This is a genomic window from Actinomadura sp. K4S16 (genome assembly GCF_008327685.1).
GTDB lineage: Bacteria > Actinomycetota > Actinomycetes > Streptosporangiales > Streptosporangiaceae > Spirillospora.
In genome coordinates, this window is sequence record NZ_BDDE01000019.1 from 193437 (window position 1) to 211832 (window position 18396).

The following is an 18396-nucleotide window of genomic DNA, read 5'->3' on the forward strand; positions in this document are numbered from 1 at the left end:
CGACCGGAGCCCATCAGACCGGGTGCAGGCCGGGGAACCCCAGGCCCAGGGTCTCGGGCTGGCCGGTGCGGATGTTGAGGCACTGCACCGCGGCGCCCGCACCGCCCTTCACCAGGTTGTCCAGCGCGGCGATCGCGGTGATCCGGTCGCCGTCCACCGCGAAGCCGACGTCGCAGTAGTTGGACCCGGACAGCAGCTTCGGATCGGGGAGCCGGTGCGTCCCCGTCCGGTGCGCGACGATCCGGACGAACGGTTCGTCCGCGTACGCCTTGCGGTAGGCGCGGCGGACGGCCTTCTCGTCGGCGGAGCCAGTGGCGTGGCAGACGACCTGCACGCCGCGCACGGCCTCGACCCCGGTGGCGGTCATCCTGGCGTTCAGGCCGGTCAGCCGCGCGACCTCCGCCTCATGGCGGTGCCGCACCGGGGCGAAGACCCGCAGCGCGCCGCTGCGTTCGGCGTGCAGGTTGGCGTCCCCCGCGAGCGCGCCCGACCCGCTCGACCCGGTGCGCGCGTCGATCTGGACGTCCGGGCCGATCAGCCCGGTCAGAGGGTGCAGCGCGAGGATCGCCGCGCTGGCCATGCACCCTGGCACGCTGATGAGGTCGGCCTCGGCCAGCTCCGCGCGGAACAGCTCGGGGACGCCGGGCACGAACGCGCCGAGCAGCTCGGGCGCGGTGTGCGGGACGCCGTAGTACCGCTCGTAGACGGCGGGGTCGGGGTTGCGGAAGTCCCCCGACAGGTCGATGACGGTCTTGGCCCGTCCCCGCATCTCGGGCAGCAGCTTCATGGTCGCCTTGTGCGGGGTCGCCATCAGGAGCATGTCGCAGGCGTCCAGGTCGTCCGGGGCGCTGAACACCAGGTCGGTCTGGGCTCGCAGGTTGGGGTGGACGGAGTCCACGCGGCGGCCGGGGAACCGGGTCGAGACCGCGTGGGCGACCTCCGTCCCCGGATGGCCGATGAGCAGCCGCAGCAGCTCGCCGCCGAGGTACCCGGCGGCGCCCATGACGCCGACCCGGATCATGCCGCCTCCAGCACGTGGGAGACGATCGCGTCCGCGACGTCCGCGTCCTCGCCGTGCGCGTCCTGGAAGCCGCGGAACTCGACGTTGTGGTTGACCTCCAGCACGAGCGGCCCCTCGGGTCCCTCGATCAGGTCGACGCCCAGCACCCCGCCGCCCACGGCCCGCGCGGCGAGCATCGCCGGCTCGACCAGCTCGGGCGTGAGCGGGCACGGCTCGGAGCGCGCGCCCCGCGCGGCGTTGGTGCGCCAGCCGTCCGAGTAGCGGTACGTCGCGCCCACCACCTTGTCCCCGGCCACGATCACGCGGATGTCGCGGCCCGGCTTGTCGACGAGTTCTTGCAGGTAGACGATGTGCTGGAGCGGCGAGGGCAGGGCGGCCCGGTGCTCCAGGACGGTCTGCGCCGCGTCCCGGTCGCGCACCGCCGCCGCGAGCCGTCCCCACGACCCCGTCAGCGGCTTGACGACCACGGGGAAGCCCAGGCGCTCGGCGGCCTCGACCCCTTCCTCCGGGGTGAGCGCGACCGCCGTGCGCGGAGTGGGGACGCCGGCGCGCTCCAGCTCCAGCGAGGTGCGCAGCTTGTCGCCGCAGACGGCGATCACCCCCGACCGGTTGACCACCGGCACGCCGCGCGCCTCCAGGAGCATCGAGGCGTAGAGGCCGCGGCTGTGGGAGATCTCCCGGTTCAGCGCCACCGCGTACGGGGGCCCGGCGCTCGCCGCTTCACGTCCCAGTTCGGCGCTGAACCGGCGGGTGTCGACATGCGCGTACGGAACCCCGCGGCGCTCCAGCGCGGCGAAGATCCGCTTCTCCTCGTACCGCACCCGGGAGGCCAGCACGGCCACCGGCCTCACTCGCCCCAGTCCTCCTCGATCTCGGGGGCGAGCGCGAGGGTCACCGGCTCCAGGCCGACCACCTCCAGCTCGCTGGAGCAGTCGGCGCACTGCGCGATCTCGCTCAGCCGGACCGGCTCGGCGAGCTGGACCGGGCCCTCACACTCGGGACAGGTCTGGGTCATGCGTGCCACCTCCATGGGTTCCGCTGGTCAGGTTCAGCGCGGCGGCGACGACCGCGCCCGCCGTGATGCCGTACCGGTCGAGCAGGTCCTCCTGGCCGCCCGCCCGCTCGGCGAACGTGTCGGGCATGCCGACGCGCGCCACCCGGGCCGGGGCGTGCTCGGCGAGGGTCTCGGCGACGGCGCCGCCGAGGCCGCCGGAGCGCCAGTGCTCCTCGACGGTGACGACGCCCGCCGCGCCCTCGGCCGCCGCCACCACGGCCGCGACGTCCAGCGGGCGCAGCGTGTGCAGGTTGAGGACGGTCGCCCGGACGCCCCGCTCCGCGAGCCGGTCGGCGGCCCGCACCGCCGCCAGCACCGGGTACGGCCCGCACGCGATGATCGCCACGTCCCGGCCGCGCCGCAGCCACTGCGCCCGCCCGATCTCGAACGGGCCGCCTCCGGGCGCGGCGCCGTCCAGGTCCGGGGTGGCCGAGCGGCCGAGCCGCACGTAGGCGGGACCGGGCAGCGCCGCGCACTGCCGGACGGCCTCGCCCGCCTGCGCCGCGTCGCCCGGGACGACCACGGTGAAACCGGGCAGCGCCCGCATGACGGCCAGGTCCTCCAGCGCGTGGTGGGTCGGGCCGAGATGCCCCGCGGCCAGCCCGCCGTGGGTGGCCACGATCCGGACCGGCAGCGCGTTGTAGGCGATGTCGATCTTGATGGCCTCCAGTGCCCGGGTCGCGGCGAAGGTCGCCATCGTGGTGACGAACGGGACATTCCCGCTGGCGGCCAGGCCCGCGGCCGTCCCCATCAGGTTGTGCTCGGCGATGCCGAGGTTGAGGTAGCGGCCGGGGACGTCGGCGAAGGCGTCCGCGTCGAACAGCCCGGTGTCGCTGTCCAGGCAGTACAGCCGCCCGTCGGCCCGCATCAGTTCGGGCAGCAGGTCCCGGTACACCTCACGAGCGGAGCGCGGCCGTGCCGTTTCGCCGGGGATGTCGGCTGTCATGAGAGCGCTCGCTTGCGTCGGGCGCGCAGTACGGCGAGGGAGCGCTCCGCCTGGCGGCTGCTCAGTTTCGCGTAGTGGCTGTGCGTCTTCGCCTCCAGCGACGGCAGGCCGCGTCCCTTGACGGTGCCGGCGATGACCGCCACGGGAGGCCCGCTCCCGGTCTCCTCTGGGGTGAGCGCCTCGCGCAGCGCGTCGAAGTCGTGGCCGTCGACCTCGCGCACCGTCCAGCCGAAGCTGCGCCAGCGGTCCGCGAGCGGCTCCAGCCCGATCGCGTCCTCGGTCGGGCCGGTGATCTGGAGGCGGTTGCGGTCGATGACGGCCGTCAGGTTCCCGAGGCCGAGCGCGGCGGAGGCCATGGCCGCCTCCCAGACCGAACCCTCCTGCAACTCGCCGTCCCCGAGGACGGCGAAGCACCGGCGCCCCCGGTCGGCGACGGCGAACCCGTTGGCGAGCGCGAGCCCGTGCCCGAGCGATCCGGTGGGCATCTCCACCCCGGGCACCGCGCGGACCGGATGGCCCATCAGCCTGCTCCCCGGCCGGGAGTACTCCGCCAGTTCCGCGGCGGGGAAGAAGCCCCGCTCGGCCAGCACCGCGTAGAGGCACATGGCGCCGTGCCCCTTGCTGAGGATGAAGATGTCACGGTCCACAGCCGCGGGGCGGCGCGGATCGACCCGCATCACCTCGAAGTACAACAGGGTGAGGATCTCCACGAGCGACATCGACCCGCCGAGGTGGCCGCCCTCCGGCCCGGCGCACATCCGCACGATGTGCTCGCGCACCCGGTGCGCGACGGCCGGCAGGTCCGCCGCCGGCGGCCGGGTCGGTGCGGGGCCGCCCATCAGCGCCCGCCGGGAAGCGAGGTGAGCACGAAATGGCCGGGCAGGTGCACGGCCAGGCCCTCGATGATCTCGGCCACCAGCGCGTCCCCGTCGAGCCGGATCGTGGAGGAGCGGCGGTCCAGCAAAGTCGCGGCGGCCGTGAAGTCGCCGACGAGGGCCGTGCCCGCGGGCACCATGCGGGTCCGGCTGACCTTGACGCCCTGCACGGCGAGCCGTTCCAGGAACGCGCCGTCCGCGACGAGCGGCCACCAGTCGTCGGGATGCATGACGATCCCGTCCGCAGAGCCGCCGTACCACTCGCACAGCGCGGCCGTCGCCAGCAGCGTCCGGGCGGCCGACCCGCCGTCCGACGGCTCGGCGGGGCGGCGCCGCAGCCCCGGGTGGCGCAGCAGGCCCCGGATCGGTCCCATCCCGTTGAGCAGGACGTCGTTCTCCGCCGTGCCGAGCCGCACCAGCAGGCGGTAGTCCACGAACGCGGCGAGCGCGGCGGGGTCGGCGAGGATCTCCTTGGGCACCGGCACCGAAGCCCGCACGACCTGCGTCTGGACGGTCTCCACGCCCACCTCGAACTCCCACTCGGGGGCGGCGTCGTCCGGCGAGGTGTTCTCGGCCCGCTCGGTGAAGACGGTCGTCTCGTCGGCGTCCACGACGGCCTTGCGGAGCAGGTGCCGGACGGTGAAGCGGGGACGGCGCTTGGCCGGCGGGAACAGGTCGCTGATGGAGGCGCGCAGGTGGACCGCCGCGTCCGGCCCGTACCGGGCGTGGGCGAGCGCGAACTCCTCGCCGGGGCTGCGCCGGGTCAACTCGGGGTCGTCCAGCATCATGCGGACGTCGGACACGGGCATATTCGACATGGTCAGACCCCCAGGGAGCGGCCGCCGTCGACGACCTGGACGGTGCCGGTGACGAAGCTCGCGCGCTCGCTCAGCAGGAACACCCCGGCCGCCGCGACCTCCTCGGGGCGGGCGACCCGGCCGAGCGGGATGCCCGCCTCCCGCGCGACGCGTGCGGTCTCCGCCTCGGGCTCGCCGGTGATGCCGGACAGCAGCGCGTCCGTCGCGGTGTATCCCGGGGCGAGGACGTTCACGGTGATGCCTCCCGGGCCCAGCTCGTGGACCAGGGTCTTTGCGTAGCCGACGAGGCCGGTCCGCACGATCCCCGACAGCGCGAACGCGGGGATGAGGTCGCGGACGGTCTCGCTGGTGACCATGAGGACCCGGCCCCATCCGGCTTGCCGCATGTGGGGGAGCGCGGCCTGCACGAGCCCGATGTGGGCGATCATGCCGAGGTCGAGCGCGGCGCGGTAGTCGTCCGGGCCGAACGCCCCGGTCGGCCCGGCGGGCGGCCCTCCCGCGTTGGTGACCATGATGTGCACGGCGCCGTGCTCGGCCGCGGCGTCGTCCACCCAGGCCCGCGCCGCCTCCGTGTCGCGCACGTCCAGCGGCCGGGTCCCGACCTCCGCGCCGAGGTCCGCGCGGATCTCGTCGCGGGCCTTGGACAGCCGGGCGGCGTCGCGGCCCGCGATCGACACCGTCGCGCCCTCGCGCACCAGGTCGCGGGCGATTGCGAGGCCGATGCCCGCCGATCCGCCCGCGACGAGGGCCACCCTTCCGTTCAGTCCCAGGTCCACGTCACACCCTCTTCTCGTAGCCGTAGCGGTGCAGCAGGGGGAGCGCCATGAGCGTGGTCGCGGACCGCTGGGGGCGCGGGAGCGCGGCGTGCCACCTGCGGTCCTCCTCGATGCGGGTCCGGCCGCGGCCGAACCGGTTCGGGTTGCCGGTGACCGTGTGGTTGCCGCCGAGCTCGACCGTCCCGTCGGCGGCGACGGGGTTCGGGCCCTCGTGCCCGAGGAGGTCCAGGACGGCGTCGACGGCGGCGCGCGGGTTGCGCACCAGCGCCTCGTAGCGCATGTGGAGCGCGTGGTCGCGGTGCGCGCGGCCGACCGCCTCGGCCGCCAGGTTGAAGCCGGTCCAGTGCCAGGTGCTGTTCAGCGCGGAGCGGCGGCCCGTGTAGTCCTTCGGCCGCAGCCACGACCAGGCGACCGCGCGGGGATCGCGGATCAGGTGGACGTAGCGCCCCTCGACGTCCGGGAGGGACGCCAGGAGCGCGGCGTCCGAGGCGAACTTGGAGCTGTCGACGATGACCCGCGCACCGGAGACACGGGCGATGGCGCGGTAGGTCGCGGCCAGCACGTCCGGCCATCCGTTGCGCGACGGGTCGCGCAGCACCCGCCAGGTGTGCCGGGTCCGGTACGCGTCCTGCCAGGCGACGACCTCGGCGGCGTGCCGTTCGAGGGACGTCCCGGACGGCCGGACCTCCTCCAGCACCTCCGACCAGAACGGGCATTCGCGGTGTCCGGAACCGCAGCCGCAGCGCCCGTTGCTGCCCGTTCCGAGAACCCCGTTCAACCAGAGAAAACGCAGTTCACCGACATGGACGACGCCCGGTGCCTCGGCGAGGACGTTGCCCAGCATGGTGCTGCCGCTGCGACACCAACCGGTGATGTAAAGCACCTTCACTGGCAAACTCGGCTCCTCCGGGTGTACCGGTGCAACCTGGTCGGGAACATAAAAACATGATCTTGCGGAAAGCGGAACCACCAAGATAAGAACAGGATTGATTCGTCGTTTTGTGACGTCGTGACATAACAGACGGAGGTCGTGATGGCGGGGCTGACCAACGCACTGCAATATCGCCGGGCGGGCTGGTGGCGGGACGGGACCTTCCTCGACGACCTGCGCCGGCACACCCGCGCGCACCCCGGCAAGACCGCCCTCGTGGCCCGCCGGGTCGGCGGCGAGACCCGCGCGCTGACCTACGCCGAGCTGACCCGGCTCGCCGACCGGTGCGCCGGCGCGCTGGCCGAGCTCGGCGTCAGGCCGGGCGACACGGTCGCCGTCCAGCTCACCAACGGCTGGGAGATCACAGTCCTCGCGCTCGGCTGCCTGCGCGCGGGCGCCCGCATCTGCCCGCTGCTGCCCATCTACCGGCGGCGGGAGCTGGAGGTCATGCTCGACCTCACCGACGCGCGGGTGCTGATCACCGAGGCCGTGCACGGCGGCGAGGAGCTCGGCGAGCTCGGCGTGCGGCTGGCGGGCGAGCTGCCGTCGCTGGAGCACGTCGCGGTGTCCGGCGGCCCGAAGCCCGCCGGAGCCCTCGACCTGCACGCGCACTTCTTCGACACGCCCTGGGAGAAGACCCGCGCGGACGACCTCGACGGCCGGGAGCGCGAGCCGGACGAGCCGTTCCTCGTGCTGTTCACGTCCGGCACGACCGGCGAGCCCAAGGGCGTCCTGCACAGCCAGAACACCTTGTACGCGGCGATCCGCGGCGAGGCCGAGGTGTTCGCGCTGGACGGCTCGGACGTCATCACCATGGTCGCCTGGAACACCCACTACACGGGGTTCGTCCGCGGCATGCTCATGCCGCTGTCGCTCGGCGCGACCTCCGTCTTCCAGGACTCCCAGGACGGCCCGCCGACCCTCGAAATGCTCGCCTCATACGGCGTCACCTACGCGTACGCCCCGCCGCACTACCTGCGGTCCTTGGTGGACGCGCAGCGCGCGGCGCCGCGCGATCTCGGCATGCTGCGCGCGGTCATCAGCGGCTCCGCGCCGATCCCGCCGAAGCTCGTCGAGGAGGTCAAGGAGGTGCTCGGGCTGCGGCTGCACTCCCTGTGGGGCATGTCGGAGAACGGCGCGGTCACCGTCAGCCGCCCCGACGACCCCGAGGACTGGGCCGTCCACAGCGACGGCAGCCCGATGGCCGACATGGAGCTGCGCATCGACCCGATCGAGGGCCAGCGCGACGGCTCGGGCGTGCTGTGGGTGCGCGGCCCCACCCAGTGCCTCGGCTACGTCCGGCGCCCGGAGCTGTACCAGGCGCTGCTGGACGATGAGGGCTGGTTCAACACCGACGACCTCGCCCGCGACGACGGCCGCGGCGGCATCCGCATCACCGGACGCGCCAAGGACACCGTGATGCGCAACGGCCTGTTCGTCCCGGACACCGAACTGGAGGCGGCCCTCTGCCGCCATCCGGGCGTCGGCGAGGCCAGCGTGATCGGCATCCCGGTTCGGCAGGGCGCTGACCAGGTCATCTGTGCGGTCGTCGTGCCGGCTGCCGGGGAGCCTCCGGTCACCCTGGAGGAGCTTCGGGCGACGCTGAAGGAGGCGGAGATGACCCCGATCTACTGGCCGGAACGGCTGGAACTGGTTGACGAACTGCCCAAGACCGTCACCGGCAAGGTCCAGAAGACGACCCTCCGGGAACGCCTGGCCTGAACGCGGCGGCCGTCCGTGTCAGACGTCCCAGACGGGGCGGGCGGTGATCTCGACGGCGGCGCACGTCCAGGCGAACCCGGCTCCGATCCCGACCAGCAGCACCCGGTCGCCCGGCCCCACCTGGGCGGTCTCGACCAGGTGGGTCAGGCCGGTGAGCTGGTCGGCCGCACCGACATGCCCGGTGCGGCGGCCCCAGTCCCACGTGGTGCGCTCCACGTCCAGGCCGAGCGGTTCGGCGTACCGGGTGCGCAGCACATGCAGGCCGACGTTGGGGAAGGCGAACCGGGAGACGTCGGCGAGCTTCAGCCCGGCCTCGTCAAGCGTCCGGTCGACGGCCTCCGTCAGGCCGGAGGTGGTCCGCTCCGCCATGCTCCCCACCAGGTGCCGGGAGCTCGCGGCGAACGCGGCGCGGCGGGCGCGCACGTCCACCCTGCGGCCGGGGGCGGCGGCGAACGGCTCGTCGCCCCGGTACATGCCCTCCAGCCCGGTGTCGACGACCGTCGAGACGGCCAGGAGCCGCGCGAAGCCGTCCCGGGCGAGGACCGCGGCGGCCGCGCCGTCCCCGTAGACGATGCCGCGCACGTCCCCGCGCCACCGGTCGAAGCCGGGGTCGGCGAACCGGTCCGCGGTCGTGACCAGGGCGGATCCGCGGGACGCGTCGGCGGCCAGGTAGGAGGCGGCCAGTTCCAGCGCGCCGAGGGCGCCCGCGCACATCTGCTGGACGTCCAGCGCCGGCGCGCGCCGGCCCTCCTCGCCGAGGACCTCGCGGTGCACGTACGAGGCGGCGGGCCAGTAGTCGACGCCCTGGAACCAGGCCGACGCGTGCAGCAGGATCGCGACGCTCGACGCCGGGAGCCCGGCCCGGGCCAGCGCGAGGCGCGCCGCGGCTACGGCCATCTCCGGCGGGGCCTCCCCGGTGGACACGGCCACGGAGGCGTAGTCGTCGGCCTTCCGGTCGTCCGGGTCGTAGCGGCCGTCCTCCACCGCATCGTCCACGTCCACGGCCTCGGGGATCCGATGGGCGAGCCCGGCGAGGAACAGACCGTCGCAGCGCATGTGCGGACCTCCGGATGGTGACGGCGAACAAATCAACACATTATGGTGATCAACGTCCCGGGGCGAGAGCCGTTCTCAACGGCGGAGGGAGTTCGCGGTGGGCGACGCAGGGCACTCCGTGCCGCTACCCGGAACGCGATGGTCGGTTTGGCGAGATGTGCTGATCCGCTCCACCGGATTTCCCACCGGCGGCCTCGTCCTTTTCGCGGCCCCGGAATGCGCCCGAATCGCCGACGCGTTTCTCGACGGGAACACGGCCGAGACCGAATTCACGCAGGCCATGGACGGCGCATTGGCGGACGCGGGCCGCGCCGCCGCGGAGATCGCCGCCGATCCGCTCTTCCGCGAGGCGGTGACATGGCAGAACCCCGGCGCCGCGCGGCATTTGGCACGTCTCGCCGACGCCCCGGCCGTCCGGCCGGGCAAGAACCCGAGGCGCGAGCGCCAGAAGCGACGCGCGCGCGAGAACACCCTCGTCCGCTACTGGCAGCGGTACTGCGGCAAGAACGACACCGCGGGCTTCTTCGGCCCCGTTGGCTGGGGAACGCTCGACCCCGAAGTTCCGGTGGCGGTCGAGGCGAAGCCCGGCGGGGGACTGGTGCGGTCCCGCGAGGTCGACTACGAGTTCTGGGCGCTGGAGGCGTACGTCGCCGCACTCCTGGACGATCCGGACGTGGCGCCGTGGCTGCCCGCCGGCGTCCACCCGCATCTGCTCGTCGACGGAAACCGCGTCTTACACCCTGGGGACGACCCGCGCTCTCTTACCCCCGCCGAGACCGAAGTGCTCTCCCGATGCGACGGCACCCGCCCCGCAGCGGAGATCGCCCCCGAACCGCACCTGGCCGCGGCCCTGGACCGTCTGACTGAGGACGGGATCGTCTGGCGAGGCGTGAACATGCCATACAACCCGCAGGCGGAGCGCGTCCTGCGCGACACACTCGAAGCGATCCCTGAGCCTCAGGCCAGGGAGCGGGCATTGGCCGGGCTCGCGCGGCTCGACCGGGCCCGCGCCTCCGTGGCCGCCGCGGCCGGTGACGCCGACGCCCTGGCCATCGCGCTGGCAGACCTGGACGCCGAGTTCACCGCCGTCACCGGGGCAGAGCCGGTGCGGCGGAGCGGGCAGATGTACGCGGGGCGGCGGCTCTGCTACGAGGAGACGGTTCGCGACCTGGACCTCACGTTGGGCCGCCCGTTCCTTGAGACGCTGTCGGGCCCGTTCGGGGCCGTCCTCCTGCCCGCCGCGCGCTGGCTGTCGGCGGTCCTGGCGGAGGCGTACGACGCCGCCTTCCGCGACCTGCTCGGCCCCGGCGCGACCGCCGTCCCGATGCCGGAGTTCTGGGACGCCGCCCAGCCCCTGCTGACCGGCAAGGACCGTCCGGTGGACGCGGTCGCCGCCGAGTTCGCCCGCCGCTGGGACACGCTGTTCGGCCTGGACTCCGCGCCGCGCGAGCGCCGCCTGGACTTCACCTCCGCGGATCTCCGGGCGGAGGCCGCCCGGCTGTTCGCCGCCGAGCGTCCAGGATGGGCGGGCGCCCGCATCCACAGCCCCGACCTCTGCGTCCGCGCGCCGAGCGTCGAGGCGATGGCGGCGGGGGAGTTCACCCTCGTTCTCGGCGAGATGCACACCGCGTGGCCGACCCTCGACTGCGCCCTCTTCACCGAACGCCACCCCGACCCCGAGCGGCTGCGCGACGCGGCGGCCGAGGACATCGGCCCCCAGTTCCGTCCGCTGTACCCGACCTGGTGGCCCCGGTACACCGCGCGCATCGCGCCGGTCCTCGGCGTCACCGATCACCAGCTGGCGTTCACGGCGGCGCCCGGTGCGGACCCGGCCCGCGTCCTGCCCCTGGTCGCGCTGACCGTGTCCGAGCGCGAAGGAGCCCTGGAGGTCACCGGGCCGGACGGGCTCCGGCGCCCGCTCCGCGAGGTGTTCGCCCTGCTCTTCGGCTGGCTGGGCACCGAGGCGTTCAAGCTCGCTGGCACGGGCCCCCACAACCCGCGGCTCACGCTGGACCGTCTCGTCGTCGCCCGCGAGACCTGGCGCACCACCGTCGGCGGGACGGGCATCGTCCCGGCGCACGGCCCCCGCGAGTACCTCGCCGCCCGCCGCCTGCGCCGCTCCCTCGGCATGCCCGAGCGCGTCTTCGCGAAGGTGGGCACCGAGGTCAAGCCCGTGTACGTCGACTTCACCGGCCCCCGGTACGTCTCCTCCTTCGCCACGCTGCTCCGCACGGCCCGCGAGTCGTCCGGCGACGACGTCCCCGTCGTCTTCACCGAGCTGCTTCCGGACTTGGACGAATCGTGGCTCCCCGACGCGGCGGGACGGCGCTACAGCTGCGAATTGCGCCTCCAGCTCTGCGACCCGGAACGTCCGTGAGAGCGTCACACCGAACCCTTCGAATTCGCAGCAGTAGACTTCGGCCATGTCCGAACCGCCGCCGTCGCTCGACCCCGCGCAACTCGGCGCGTACTTCGCCCTCATCGAGGTGACCAGCCTGCTCCGGCACGCGGTCGAGCAGCAGCTGCGCGAGGCCGGCGACCTCAGCTACGTGCAGTTCCAGCTGCTGGCCCGCCTCGGAGACTCCCCGACGGGCAGCCACCGCATGACCGACCTGGCGGACGGCGTCGTCTACAGCCGCAGCGGCCTGACCTACCAGGCGGGCCTGCTGGAGAAGGCGGGCCTCGTCGTACGCGCCCCCGCCGCGGATGACGAGCGGGGCATCACCGTCACCATCACCGATGCCGGACGCGCGCTGCTCGCCAAGGTGCTGCCCGGTCACATCGAGGTCGTGAGCGGCCTGCTGTTCGAGCCGCTGTCGTCCGACGACGTCAAGGCCCTCGCCGACCTGCTCGTCCCGGTGCGGGACCACATGCGCTCGGCACCGCCCCGCTCGGCGGCCCCCCGCCGCCGCAAGCGCGGGACGTGACGACTCCGGGCCGCAGTCCCGCGGCTCGACGCGGCAGCGGCCGGCGCGGGTAGCCGCCCGCCTGTCCTACTTCCGCGACAACACCGGTCGCGTGTCCGCCGTGCCCTTCGGCGTCTTAGCCGAGCCCGCGCGGCCGCGACGTTCTCCCGACCTCATCCCGGCCAGGGGCCGGGGGTGCCGGACGTCACTTGCTTCGAATTTGAATCAGCAGTAGCGTGTTGGCAAGCGCTTCGAATTTGAAGCAACTGCTACCAGTGAAGGCGAGAGCTCCGATGAAGGCAGTGCGTTTTAACGAGTACGGCGACCCCGACGTCCTGCGCTACGAGGACGCGGAGCAGCCCGTCCCCGGTGCCGGCGAGGTCCGGATCCGCGTCGCCGCGACATCGTTCAACCCGGTCGATGCCAGCATTCGCGGGGGCGGCATGCGCGGTCCGATCCCCGTCACCCTGCCGCACACCCCCGGCCTCGACGTCGCCGGAACGATCGACGCGCTGGGCGAGGACGTCGACGGCTTCGAGGTGGGCGACGAGGTCATCGGCTTCCTGCCCATGACGGGGGACGGCGCCGCCGCGGAGTACGTCCTCGCGCCGGCCGAGGTGCTCACGCCCGCGCCCAAGAACGTCCCGCTGGCCGACGCCGCCGCGTTGCCGCTGGTGGGCCTCACCGCGTGGCAGGCGCTTTACGACCAGGCCAAGCTGGCGGACGGGCAGCGCGTGCTGGTCAACGGCGCGGGCGGAGCGGTCGGCGGCTACGCCGTCCAGCTGGCCAAGAGGGCCGGCGCCCACGTGATCGCCACGGCCGGCCCCCGCAGCGCCGAACGCGTCCGGGCGGCGGGCGCCGACGAGGTCGTCGACCACACCGCCACAGCGCTGTCCTCGGCGGTGACCGAGCCGGTCGACGTCGTGCTCAACCTCGCGCCGGTCGATCCGGATCAGCTGGCCGCGATGCCCGCCCTGGTCCGGCCGGGCGGCGTCATCGTGAACACGACGGTGTGGATGCCCGCGCCCACCGACGAGGAGCGCGGCGTGCGCGGCGTGAACCTCTTCGTCCGCAGTGACGCCGGACAGCTTTCGCGGCTGGTGGACCTGGTCGACAGCGGCGAGCTGCGCGTCGACGTCGCCGAGCGGGTGCCGCTGGCCGAGCTGCCGGCGCTGCACGCCAGGGCCGCCGCGGGCGAGGTGTCCGGCAAGGTCGTCGTCCTCTCGCCCGGCGCCTGACGGCACCGCCCACCGGCACCTTGACCGCGTGGCCGCCCCTCCCGGTGAAGCCGCCGAGCGCGTCCGCCCGCCTCCCCTGAGGCGGGCGGACTGCCGTCCGACGGTATGGCGCTATGGCTGCGAGCTGCGCCTTCGTCCCTCCGCCCCGGAACGCCCCTGGACGCGGAAGGCGACCAGCGCCAGGAGCATGCAGGCGGTGAACCCCACCCCGGCGGTGAACGCGTCCCGCATGCCGTCCACCACCGACGATCCAGCGTGGTCCACGGTGACCAGGACGGCCACGCCCAGAGACCCGCCGATCTGCTGCATGCTCTGCAGCAGCGCCGAGGCGGCCCCCGACTCCCCGGCCGGCACCGACGCCATCGCCACGAACGTCGCCGCCACCGCCACCAGCCCCGTCCCGGCGCCGAACAGCAGCACCGGCCCGAGGATCATCCCGACATAGGAACTGTCCCGCGACACCTGCGTCAGCCACACCATCCCGACCGCGCACAGCACGGCCCCCGCCGCCATGATCGGCCGCGGCCCGTACCGGGGGAGCAGCCAGGGGACCGCCCGGCTGGCCGCGATCAGCGCGACCGTCGTCGGCAGGAACCCGAACCCGGTCTCCAACGGCCCGTACCCCAGGACCCCTTGCACGTAGAGCGTCAGGAAGAACAGCATCCCGCTCATGGCCGCCGTCAGCAGGAACCGCATGAGGAAGGCGCCCACCCGGTCCCGGTCGGCGAACAGCCACAACGGCACGATCGGCTGCCGCGCCCGCGCCTCGACCACCGGGAACAGCGCCAGAAGCACGCCCGCCCCGCAGAAGGCGGCGACCGTGAGTCCCCCGGACCACCCTCGCTCGGCCGCCCGGATGAACCCGTACACCAGCAGCGTCGACCCCACCGTGCACATGAGCGCCCCGCCCGCGTCGAACCGTCCCTCCTGCCTCGCCGACTCCCGGACGGCCCGCGGCACGAGCAGCACGATCGCCAAGCCCACCGGCACGTTGACGAACAGGACCCCCCGCCAGGACGCCCACGCCGTCAGGACACCGCCGAGCACCAGCCCGGCCACCATCCCCGCGCTCGCGACGACGGAGAACACGGCCAGCGCCCGGCTCCTGCGCTCCGCGTCCTGGAACGTGGTCGCGAGCAGTGCCAGCGCCCCCGGTCCGGCCAGCGCGGCCCCGACCCCTTGCATGGCCCTGGCCGCGAGCAGCCATCCCGGCGTGACCGCGAGCCCCCCGACCAGCGACGCGACGGTGAAGACCCCGACCCCCGCCGAGAACACCCGCCGATGGCCCAACAGGTCACCGGCCCGGCCCCCGAGCAGCAGCAGCCCGCCGAAGGCGAGCGTGTAGGCGTTGACCACCCACGAAAGCCCAGCGTCGCTGAACCCGAGCCCGCGCTGGATGCTGGGCAGCGCGATGTTCACGATCGAGGCATCGACCACCAACGTGAGCTGGGCGCCGCACAGCAGGGCCAGCGCCAGCCCCCCGCCGGCCCCGGACGCGAGAGGCCGGCGGGACGCCTTCTGAGGGAGCATCGGGGGTCCTAACACCGAGGCGAAGGTAGCCCGAAAGCTAACCAACCCCCCTTACCCCGACAAGGTCATCTCCGGTCGTAGTGAGCGATGATCACGCCCTTGCTAGTGGTGACGCTCCCGGTGAGCTCGAACTCGACCAAGGGCGCGGGCCCCTCGAAGAGCCGCTTGCCGCTGCCCAGGGTCAGCGGATGGATGAGCAGCGTGTACTGGTCGATCAACCCGGCAGCGTGCAGGCTCTGGACGAGCGACGCGCTCCCGTTGATCGCCAGATCGGGTCCGGGCTGCTCCTTCAACTCCCTCACCGTCTCAACGGCCTCGCCCCGCAGCAGAACCGAGTTCTCCCAGGCATCGGCATCGTCCAGCGTCCTGGACACGACATACTTCCGGGCCGCGTTCATGTGAGTGGTGAACGGGTTGCCGTCGGTGGCCCGCCCCCACGCTTTGTAGAAGTCCTCCCACGTCCGGCGCCCGAACAGCATGTCCCCGGCGTTGGCCATCCCCTTGGCCATCTCGCGCCCCATGACCTCGTCGTTGTACTGAGGCCCCCACCCGCCATGGACGAACCCGCCCCGGGTGTCCTCATCCGACCGCCCCAGCCCCTGCACGACCCCATCAAGCGTGACGAACATCGTGACCCTGACCACCCGCATGAGCCGACCCCTTCCACACCGAGGGCCACCCTCGCGGCGACCCCGTCACCCCCTACACGAACCCCAACCCCGCAAATCGACACCCCACCCAGAATCTCGGTCCCGACCTTGCGGGGGAGCGGCTGATCTATGGGAACCTCGTTCGCCGAGCTCAAGCCGAAGAACTTGTTCACATCGCTGTGGGGTGGTGCGTCGGCCGACCAGACACGGCTGGTTCAGCGGCCTTGCAGTGCGGCCAGCGTGCGGGCCGCGGGCATGATCGCGGCGGCCAGGCGTCGGCGGTCGGGTTCGGGTAGGCCGCCCAGGTCGTCATCGAGGTCGGCGAGCAGGTCGGCCGCCACCTCGGCGGCCAACTCGGCGGCGTCGGCGGCCGGGCCGAGTTTGCTGCGGGCCGCGTCCGCTCGCGGTGGGGTGAGCCGCTCGACCGCAGCGGCCAGCAGCCAGGCCGGTACTCCCGTCACCCCGCCGGGCGGCGGGACGAACGGCCGGGCGCCGTTGTAGCGGGCGTCCTCGGCGAAGTCGGGGTGCTTGACCTTCAGTACCGGCCGTGGTCCCTGTTCGCTCGTATCCCAGGATCCCGCGGGCTTGAGGACGTAGCCTTCGGCGCGGTTACCGGGCAGGCCGGGAAGACCCAGCGCGCCGGGCACCAGCGTCGGAAAGTCGACCGTCAGCTCCCTCAGCTTTTGCCGCCGGCCTTGACCCACCAGCGGCACGCACTCCAAGCCGACACCGGCCACCAGTTCCGCCAACTCTGCGCGGCTCATCCAGCGCGGTCCCGACGATGTGCCGACGGCGCCGTCGAACGCCAGCCACACCAGGTCAGGGCTGTACCACACGCCGGTCTGGACTGGGCCGATGCCCTCGACCGGCGGTACATCGGGGTGCGGATAGCCTCCGCTGGCCAGCTCCCCGTACAAGACCACGTCCTGTCCGGCCGCCCGGGCCGCTGCCGCCGCCGCTGTCGCCAAAACCGGCCACAGACGCGTCACCCCGAAGAACGCCTCAAGCCGATCCTCGTCCAGCAGCCCGCGCCGCCCGGCGGCCCGGGCCGTCCGGCCATCGCTGACCAGCGCGAGATGGGCGCCGTGCACCTTCTCCTCAGCCACCCAACTCCCGCCGGGCAAGGGCCCGTCGCCGAACCGCTGCGGGATCTTCGGATACCACACGGCCCGACCTCCGTTCCAAGCCCAGACGCCCTGCTACCCGGCCGGGACACTCCGGCGGGCAGCCTCTCCGACGCCCCACCAGAGATCAACTTGTTTTCGAACGTCCAGCCCAGACCGCCGCTCGGTCTCCACCCGAGCCGGGTGAGCCCCAGGACCTGCCCGTCACGCTGACCGCCGTGATGACGCTCTTCCCGGCCTGGCGGGTCGCCCAGCTCCCCGGTGTTCGGTTGCGGCGGAGAGTAAAGGGAAGCTCAATTCTCTGACTACGGACAGTGAAGTGAGCTTTGCTGGAGGCAACGACGAGCTCCCTCTTGTGACATATGGTCGCGACACAATCACATAGGGCGTTCTTGGGGGGAGATTCGGCGAATGTTACGTTCGTCGCTACCCTCCGGAGGTGATCAAGTGGACTACCGGCGCAAGCTGAGGGTCGGCGCCGTGAGCGTCGCCCTGCCGGTCGTCATGGTCGGCGGTGTCTTCGCATTTCCCGGCACATCGGACGTCCCCCTCTCGCCGGTCTCCGCTGCCGCGGCGGCGGCCCCCGGGAAGGCCGACTTCGTGATCAAGAGGGGTGCCGGCAAGGCGAAGGTCGTCAGGGCGCTCGACAAGAAGCTGAAGAAGAGCGGCGTCCAGGCGCTGCTCAACGCCAAGGGCAACCGCAAGCTCCGCGCGGAGGGCTCGAAGGGCTGTCCCCCGAAGAAGGCCCAAGTTCCGGGCAAGGCGCTCACGTACTGCTGGGCGAGCGGCGAGGACTCCGTCAAGGAGAAATGGATCCCGCAGGGCGTCTCGAGCGTCTCCGACGCCAAGGACAACGAGAAGTGGGGCAGCGCCGGGTACACCATGGTGGTCACCTGGTACGCGCCGAAGGCGAAGAACATCCGCGTCACGTTCGTCAACCTCAAGAAGCGCACGTACCGGCACGTGCTGCTGGTCATGCCCGGCATGACGAAGGGGAAGAAGCCCAGCTACAGGGACATCGAGAGTCACGCGGGAGGGGTCGCCTGGTATGGCAACCACCTCTACGTCGCCGAGACACAGCTCGGTCTGCGGGTGTTCGACATGCGCCGGATCTTCGACCTCGGCAAGAGCGAGAACGGCACCACCAAGAAGAAGGGCCGGGTCGGCCTGCACGGCAAGACGTACTACGGCCACGGCTACCGGTACGTGATGCCGCAGGTGGGCAGCTGGGTGAACGCCAAGGGCAAGGGGCCGCTGAAGAGCTGCAAGGCCGGCGGCCCGCCCAAGTGGTCCTGGGTGTCGGTCGACCGCAGCGGGGTGGACTCCCTGGTCACCGGCGAGTACTGCCCGAAGGGCTCGGGCAGGAACGCGCCGAACGGCCGCATGGCCACCTGGCGGCTGAGGAACGGGGAGCCGTCCACCGGCGCCGACGGACGGGCCCGCGCGCTCGCGGTCTCCACCTTGCCGGTCAAACGGGTCCAGGGCGGCGTGACCGCGTATCTCAACGGCGGCGAAGAACACGCCTGGTTCGGCCACAACGCCACAGGCAAGGGCGCCCGCCCGGGAGTCCTCCTGCACGCCGTGTGGAACCGAAGTAAGGGCCGCTGGGAGAAGAAGAGCACGCAGAGCCTCGCCAGAGGCCCCGAGGACCTGAGCTGCTACCGCGGCCAGGACCGCATCTGGACGGTCGCCGAACACGCAAAGCAACGCGCCCTCTACGGCGTCCCCGTCACCAAGTGCGGCTGATCC

17 protein-coding genes are annotated in these 18396 nt (G+C 72.7%); 5 read left to right on the forward strand and 12 right to left on the reverse strand.

What is annotated here, in order from left to right:
* Nucleotides 1-13: 13 nt before the first annotated feature.
* Genes argC through K4S16_RS31020 form a run of 8 tightly spaced genes read right to left on the reverse strand, consistent with a single transcriptional unit; the run spans nucleotide 14 to nucleotide 6379 of the window.
* Nucleotides 14-1021 (reverse strand): N-acetyl-gamma-glutamyl-phosphate reductase, encoded by a 1008-nt coding sequence (argC, locus tag K4S16_RS30985; RefSeq protein ID WP_149262609.1) that lies wholly within the window; start codon nucleotides 1019-1021, stop codon nucleotides 14-16.
* A complete protein-coding gene (lysX, locus tag K4S16_RS30990; RefSeq protein ID WP_235037184.1) occupies nucleotides 1018-1872 on the reverse strand; it encodes a lysine biosynthesis protein LysX in 855 nt (284 codons plus the stop codon). The genes argC and lysX overlap by 4 nt, the downstream gene beginning before the upstream one ends.
* Nucleotides 1869-2036: a lysine biosynthesis protein LysW gene (gene lysW / locus K4S16_RS30995; RefSeq protein ID WP_141582295.1), complete on the reverse strand. Its 168-nt coding sequence runs from the start codon at nucleotides 2034-2036 to the stop codon at nucleotides 1869-1871. The genes lysX and lysW overlap by 4 nt, the downstream gene beginning before the upstream one ends.
* Nucleotides 2011-3021: a transketolase family protein gene (locus tag K4S16_RS31000; RefSeq protein ID WP_149262610.1), complete on the reverse strand. Its 1011-nt coding sequence runs from the start codon at nucleotides 3019-3021 to the stop codon at nucleotides 2011-2013. Before K4S16_RS31000 ends, lysW begins: the two co-directional genes overlap by 26 nt.
* Nucleotides 3018-3860, reverse strand: coding sequence for a transketolase (locus K4S16_RS31005; RefSeq protein WP_149262611.1), 843 nt, complete (start codon nucleotides 3858-3860; stop codon nucleotides 3018-3020). The genes K4S16_RS31000 and K4S16_RS31005 overlap by 4 nt, the downstream gene beginning before the upstream one ends.
* On the reverse strand, nucleotides 3860-4705 hold the full coding sequence (locus K4S16_RS31010; protein ID WP_149262612.1) for a family 3 encapsulin nanocompartment shell protein: 846 nt from the start codon (nucleotides 4703-4705) through the stop codon (nucleotides 3860-3862). The genes K4S16_RS31005 and K4S16_RS31010 overlap by 1 nt, the downstream gene beginning before the upstream one ends.
* 11 nt (nucleotides 4706-4716) lie before the next feature.
* Nucleotides 4717-5490, reverse strand: a complete 774-nt coding sequence (locus K4S16_RS31015) for an SDR family NAD(P)-dependent oxidoreductase (RefSeq protein ID WP_149262613.1) — start codon at nucleotides 5488-5490, stop codon at nucleotides 4717-4719.
* A gap of 1 nt (nucleotide 5491) precedes the next feature.
* Nucleotides 5492-6379, reverse strand: a complete 888-nt coding sequence (locus K4S16_RS31020; protein WP_200842218.1) for a sulfotransferase — start codon at nucleotides 6377-6379, stop codon at nucleotides 5492-5494.
* Between the two features lie 144 nt (nucleotides 6380-6523).
* On the opposite strand from K4S16_RS31020, the gene K4S16_RS31025 reads away from it, so the two are divergent.
* Complete coding sequence (locus tag K4S16_RS31025; RefSeq protein WP_149262614.1) at nucleotides 6524-8143, forward strand: AMP-binding protein; 1620 nt, start codon at nucleotides 6524-6526, stop codon at nucleotides 8141-8143.
* Nucleotides 8144-8161: 18 nt separating this feature from the next.
* Here the strand turns inward: K4S16_RS31025 and K4S16_RS31030 are convergent, their stop codons facing one another.
* The gene (locus K4S16_RS31030) at nucleotides 8162-9199 is read right to left on the reverse strand and encodes a ketoacyl-ACP synthase III family protein (RefSeq protein WP_149262615.1); all 1038 of its coding nucleotides are present in this window, start codon (nucleotides 9197-9199) and stop codon (nucleotides 8162-8164) included.
* A gap of 280 nt (nucleotides 9200-9479) precedes the next feature.
* Between K4S16_RS31030 and K4S16_RS31035 the strand changes: the two genes are divergently transcribed.
* The 3 genes from K4S16_RS31035 to K4S16_RS31045 all read left to right on the forward strand — a co-directional run bounded on the left by K4S16_RS31035 (nucleotide 9480) and on the right by K4S16_RS31045 (nucleotide 13343).
* Nucleotides 9480-11576, forward strand: a complete 2097-nt coding sequence (locus K4S16_RS31035) for a lantibiotic dehydratase (RefSeq protein WP_235037185.1) — start codon at nucleotides 9480-9482, stop codon at nucleotides 11574-11576.
* Nucleotides 11577-11622: 46 nt separating this feature from the next.
* Nucleotides 11623-12126, forward strand: coding sequence for a MarR family winged helix-turn-helix transcriptional regulator (locus K4S16_RS31040; protein ID WP_149262617.1), 504 nt, complete (start codon nucleotides 11623-11625; stop codon nucleotides 12124-12126).
* A 272-nt stretch (nucleotides 12127-12398) separates the two neighbouring features.
* Complete coding sequence (locus K4S16_RS31045) at nucleotides 12399-13343, forward strand: NADP-dependent oxidoreductase (RefSeq protein ID WP_149262618.1); 945 nt, start codon at nucleotides 12399-12401, stop codon at nucleotides 13341-13343.
* A 111-nt stretch (nucleotides 13344-13454) separates the two neighbouring features.
* On the opposite strand, the gene K4S16_RS31050 is transcribed toward K4S16_RS31045, so the two are convergent.
* From K4S16_RS31050 to K4S16_RS31060, 3 genes are all read right to left on the reverse strand, one after another.
* Complete coding sequence (locus K4S16_RS31050) at nucleotides 13455-14873, reverse strand: MFS transporter (protein WP_149262619.1); 1419 nt, start codon at nucleotides 14871-14873, stop codon at nucleotides 13455-13457.
* Nucleotides 14874-14938: 65 nt separating this feature from the next.
* Nucleotides 14939-15523, reverse strand: a complete 585-nt coding sequence (locus K4S16_RS31055; RefSeq protein ID WP_149262620.1) for a dihydrofolate reductase family protein — start codon at nucleotides 15521-15523, stop codon at nucleotides 14939-14941.
* 215 nt (nucleotides 15524-15738) lie between these two features.
* A complete protein-coding gene (locus tag K4S16_RS31060; RefSeq protein ID WP_149262621.1) occupies nucleotides 15739-16689 on the reverse strand; it encodes an RNA ligase family protein in 951 nt (316 codons plus the stop codon).
* Between the two features lie 405 nt (nucleotides 16690-17094).
* Here K4S16_RS31060 and K4S16_RS31065 point away from each other — a divergent pair, with 405 nt between their 5' ends.
* Nucleotides 17095-18393, forward strand: a complete 1299-nt coding sequence (locus K4S16_RS31065) for a hypothetical protein (RefSeq protein WP_149262622.1) — start codon at nucleotides 17095-17097, stop codon at nucleotides 18391-18393.
* The last annotated feature ends 3 nt before the right edge of the window (nucleotides 18394-18396 follow it).